Annotated in this window: 5 protein-coding genes and 1 pseudogene; all 6 read right to left on the bottom strand. The window is 48.3% G+C overall.

Features of this window, described 5'->3' with window-relative positions; genetic code table 11:
* Nucleotides 1–78 precede the first annotated feature (78 nt).
* Entirely contained in the window at nt 79–780 is a 702-nt protein-coding gene (locus HMPREF1640_RS10920) for a DNA adenine methylase (RefSeq protein ID WP_052051817.1), read from the bottom strand.
* 332 nt (nt 781–1112) lie between these two features.
* The gene (locus HMPREF1640_RS10915) at nt 1113–2441 is read right to left on the bottom strand and encodes a pyocin knob domain-containing protein (RefSeq protein ID WP_036894682.1); all 1329 of its coding nucleotides are present in this window, start codon (nt 2439–2441) and stop codon (nt 1113–1115) included.
* Between the two features lie 2 nt (nt 2442–2443).
* Nucleotides 2444–2965 carry a hypothetical protein gene (locus tag HMPREF1640_RS12635; RefSeq protein WP_052051816.1) on the bottom strand — a complete coding sequence of 174 codons (522 nt, stop codon included), beginning with the start codon at nt 2963–2965 and terminating at the stop codon, nt 2444–2446.
* Nucleotides 2962–3834: a hypothetical protein gene (locus HMPREF1640_RS10905; RefSeq protein ID WP_052051815.1), complete on the bottom strand. Its 873-nt coding sequence runs from the start codon at nt 3832–3834 to the stop codon at nt 2962–2964. Before HMPREF1640_RS10905 ends, HMPREF1640_RS12635 begins: the two co-directional genes overlap by 4 nt.
* An 11-nt stretch (nt 3835–3845) precedes the next feature.
* Complete coding sequence (locus HMPREF1640_RS10900) at nt 3846–4232, bottom strand: hypothetical protein (RefSeq protein ID WP_052051814.1); 387 nt, start codon at nt 4230–4232, stop codon at nt 3846–3848.
* Between the two features lie 11 nt (nt 4233–4243).
* Nucleotides 4244–4490, bottom strand: a pseudogene (locus tag HMPREF1640_RS13780) (RNA-dependent DNA polymerase); the annotation flags it as partial.

Genomic DNA, 4490 nt, shown 5'->3' with positions numbered 1-4490 from the left:
TTCTGCTGTTCCGTTCGTACTTGACAGAACCTTTCAGAAGTCCTGCGTTGTAGCTTTGATTAAGCCACTGGCAAAGCTCTAATATCTGACTTTTGCCAGACGTAAACAAACGTACTTTGTCTGCTGTATCAGCGTCAGAACGTCTAAATAGTCTTTTAATTGCCAGTATGAGTCTTCTTTGTACGCGGTTATTTCCGTCTGCAAATAAGGCGGGTCGAGAACGAACAAAGCACGTTTGTTGTCTTTATGCGCATCAAACAGCGTTCTATAGTCTTCGTGCGCCACTTCCAGCCCATTAAGGTAGTTTGTCGCATCATAATCGCCGTGAACCATTCTGTTGTACATTGTCTGCTTTGCCATTTGCTCATAGCTTTGCGCCCAGTTTCCAGAGAACAAAAGCGAAGCTGACAGCGTTATATAATCAACATCGCCGCGTTGCTGATGTTTCAGCATCAACGACAAAGCCTTTCTTTTGACTTCTGGCGACACTTTCTTATCTCTCTGTATATTGGTGAGCAAAGGCGCGATTTCGTGCAGCAGCGCATTTGTTTCGCATATCTTTGCCAATCTATCTACATAGTAGTCGAAGTCGTTATAAATTACGCGGCAATGTGGCAGCGTATCTTTTGCCACACGCGCAAGCAAACCAGAACCACCGAACAAGTCGACTATCGTATCAACGTCGCCAACCTGCTGTAACACTTCCCTAAAACGCTTTGCATAGTAGCGTTTTGACCCGCGAAAAGGCAGCGGACTGCCTGTGTACTTTTTTTCTTTCATTCAGCGTAAAAAACACCCAAATTATTTTGATATTCAGCATATTATTATTACCTTTGTAAACACATTAGGTTTGTCGGCTACGGCCACGTGCTTGTCCCAGTCAGGGACTCCAAGCGAAGTGCGGAACATTCCCCAAGCGAAAAGGGGGAAAACGAGCAAAGTTACGAACCCGTCCCCAGAATAACAGTTATTACCTCCGTAGTGCGAAAAGCATTCGGCTATTTGGTGATACTTAGCAAAGCCAGATAAAGACTTTCAAAATGAATTTTCTACATTGTGCCACGACCGAGGGGACTTTAAGCGGAGTAAGACTACCCCGCTTTTTTTGTACCCTAACGCATCGAAAAACTGCGGTAAAACACCCTTTTATAAACTTTGCGGGTTATTCCTGAAATAAGAACTTTTTTACCTGTATTCACACGCTTGTTTTGTATGCGGTATTTTAGCCGTGCCACCTCTCCGCCAACCATTCGCGTGCCGTCAGCATCATTTCTAACGACCTGAATACCGATCTCGACATAACCGCTGGCCTTGCTTTTAGCAGTGCGCTTCCCAGCAGTAACTCTTTTGCGCACGCCTGATACGCTATATACCTCGTTTCCGTCGCTGTCGTTTGGAAGCTGCTTTATCAATGGCCCGCATAGGCCGCCCATTTCCTTGCTTAACAAATCTGCGTCGGCTTTGCTGTTTGCCACGGCAATACAGTGCGGCACATACCATTCGTCCGCCTTTCCGTTGTTCAGCACAATGCCTTTGTAATGCACCCAAGCACGTTTAGGGGCGCGCTTGATACGCTTGCCTTTGTTATGTGTGTACGACTTTGCGCCGCCCGTGGAACGCCACGCGGAGCGGCGTTTTTTGCGCACCACAATTATTTTTGCATCGGCAGGCAGTTCGCCGTGTCTGATATGCACCACCCCGCGCACAATGCGCATTTCTATGGTGTACATATCACGTTCAGTCCTGTGCCACGCCCAATCGCCTGCCCAGCCCTGTGCTGTTCTTACACGCGTGAACTTTGTACCGTCACCCATTATTGCCGTCTGCATCACACAGCCAGCTGCACCAGCGGGCATTACGGTCAGCCCGTAGTTTGTCTGCCCAGCTATGGCCACCGAGTTAGTGCAGGTCATTACGCACGGCGTTAGCAGCGTGTCGAGCTGCGCGCGGGTCAGTCCTGATTTTGCCAGCATCGGCATTTTCTCTGCCAGTACGTCTTTCAGATATTCGAGAACAACCTGTGGGGCCTGCTTTACCTGTTCTGCCAGTGCAGAATTGCTGACAAGCACACTAAATTTGTCGATAGGAAAACAGGTGGAGGAACTTGTAGAAGACAGGGCGGCGGTCTTGTATGTACGCGCTTCCGTATAGGTTTCGCCGTCAGCCTTGATGTTTTCCGTCTTTGTTACTATACAGACGAACTTAATAGCGTCAGACATTACAGGCTTTGCAGACAACGTGTAGAACTCCCCGTCAATATAGCACAAGCCTGCGTTTTTTCCGTCAGGCTGGCGCAGTATGTATTTACTGCCGCCGATATATCCGAGCTGTTGCAGCAGCATGATTTGCTGCTGAATGAAGTCAAGCGTCTGCGTTGAAAGAGGGTATTTGCCCGAATTTCCAGACGCTGTCCTTGTGTTTAGATAATTCGCTTTTTGCATAATTAAGACTGTTGCATATAAATGGCACGTTTACTAATCAGTTTGTATTTATCCACCAACGCGGCAATATCCGCGAGGCTTGTCTGGTAGAGGTCGGCAGGAACGCTTACAATGAAATTGTTTTGCTCTGCATTCAGCATCAATTCATTTGCCAGCACTGGTACTTTTGCGTTATCGTCCACATCCTTGCCTGCATCATTCAGCTGGTCTTCACTGCTTGCCAGCCGAATTTGCGTCCCCGTTTCGGTAATGGCATACAACCAGTCACCATTGCGTTCTATAGTCAGAATGTCAAAACGGCCATAACGGCTTTTGTAAGCATCATTAAGAACGGCGCGCAGGTAGCAGACCTGCCCGTTATGTGTCAGTCTGTATATATTGCCGCCACGGTGGGCTATGAAAGCCTTGTACACGGCAAGCAGGCCGATAACGGCAGCCCGCAGCAGTCCGAATATAAGCGGCTGGCGTAAGAACGTGGGCAGCAGCTGCAAAACAAGTCTGTAAAAGTCTACCGAGTATTTCATTGTTCCACTGCTTTATATTCCTTGTAATTCACATTAAGTGCATTCACTTCGTAATATCCGCTATATGGTCTGTTATAACCCACCACCTGCGAATAATCGGGCGCAGTGCGTGCCTTTGCCCTGATACCGCCACTTGTACTGTCAATGTCTACCACGACGACCGCTGGTATTTCCTTAATGGCCGCCAATAAGTCAGTATTCCTGTACATACCGTTAAACGGCAGGTTGGTAATGACATTCTGCACGGCATCACTGACAGGGCAAGTGCCGTCCGCCAGTTCGCCCCTGCTGTTCATTAGCGTAGGGTCGTAGTACACGACGAGGTTTATCTGTATAAGGTCTGCGGCTTCATTGCGCAGCACTACGCTAACGCCTGCGTCCTTAATGGTATTAACATAGGAACGCAACGCCTTGAACTGGCTGTCAGGCAGCAAACAGGGCTGCCCGTTCTTCTGCCCAGCCACCTTGATATAGACGACCGTACTGTCTTCCGTCGCAACGGCATACTTCACGACGCGCAAAGCGTCTATATCCGTCTGGTTCATTCCGCTGGTGTCGTAGCAGTCTGCATCTTCCACGAGCTTACGCCCGTACATAAATGCTTTTACCTTATTCACATACCAGCGCAGCGTATGTGGTTCGAGCTGTTCAATTCTCGCGTCCACTTCTGCACTGTGCTTATCAAACAACACCTCGACCGTCCAGACTGCAAAGGCAAAGACATAAAACAGCACGCTTTCTATACTTACGGCACTGAATTGCTGGTCGAACGTCTTGCGTGTGTCCAGTCCGTAGTTTTCAATGACAGCGCGTTGCTTGATTAACGCCGCTGTCATTTCCTTTTTAATCTCTGATATACTGCGAGCCATAAGCCTTTGTTTTAGAGTTCACGGGCAAGAAGTTCGTCGATAGCCTTCTTAACGGTATTCCTGTTTTCCTCAAACGCCGCCAGTTCCTCTGCGCATTGCGGTGTATGGTTGCCGTTGGCCAGTATGGCGATTTGTGCGTCGAGGTCGTATTCTGTACCGATAAGCCCAGCAACGAAACGCGCGCGGCGATTGGTGTCGTTCACGTCTTTTGCTTCAATGAGCGTGCCGCCGTCTGGCATATTGCCAGTATAGGCATAGCCCTGCACGGTTTCGCCCATTTCGCCTGTTTCGGCAGTGCCTGTACTAACTTCCGCCCTTTCCTCATTGAGGTAAAGTACATAATGTTCGTCGTCGAACTTCACAAAATTCTTTCTTTCGATGTAAGCTACTTTGTTCATATTGTTATAATTTATTCGGTTACTGATGTAAATTTATAGAAGCAGCGTCCGTGTTCGCAGAGCTGCTTAATGATTTTGCAGCGGACAGGTTCGGACAAGTCCAGACCGTCGAGCTGATGTTGTAAGTTTGTCGAGCCTGTAAATGAAATATGCTGTACCCAGCACATGGCAGGCTGTGTTTTCGCCTCGTCATTCCATAACAAGCCCCCGTCCTTATCGTGCAGCTGCTCATACACTTCATACTGAATTGTAAGGCAA

This window comes from Prevotella sp. S7-1-8, from assembly GCF_000758925.1.
In the GTDB taxonomy this organism is placed as follows: domain Bacteria; phylum Bacteroidota; class Bacteroidia; order Bacteroidales; family Bacteroidaceae; genus Prevotella.
The sequence above is the reverse complement of the archived record's forward strand: the minus strand, read 5'-3'. Positions and strand labels throughout refer to the sequence as shown.

Bases quoted from the DNA above. Each gene is read 5' to 3' on its own strand.
- HMPREF1640_RS10900 (WP_052051814.1), bottom strand. From the start codon at position 4,232: ATGAACAAAGTAGCTTACATCGAAAGAAAGAATTTTGTGAAGTTCGAC.
- HMPREF1640_RS10920 (WP_052051817.1), bottom strand. From the start codon at position 780: ATGAAAGAAAAAAAGTACACAGGCAGTCCGCTGCCTTTTCGCGGGTCA.
- HMPREF1640_RS12635 (WP_052051816.1), bottom strand. From the start codon at position 2,965: ATGAAATACTCGGTAGACTTTTACAGACTTGTTTTGCAGCTGCTGCCC.
- HMPREF1640_RS10915 (WP_036894682.1), bottom strand. From the start codon at position 2,441: ATGCAAAAAGCGAATTATCTAAACACAAGGACAGCGTCTGGAAATTCG.
- HMPREF1640_RS10905 (WP_052051815.1), bottom strand. From the start codon at position 3,834: ATGGCTCGCAGTATATCAGAGATTAAAAAGGAAATGACAGCGGCGTTA.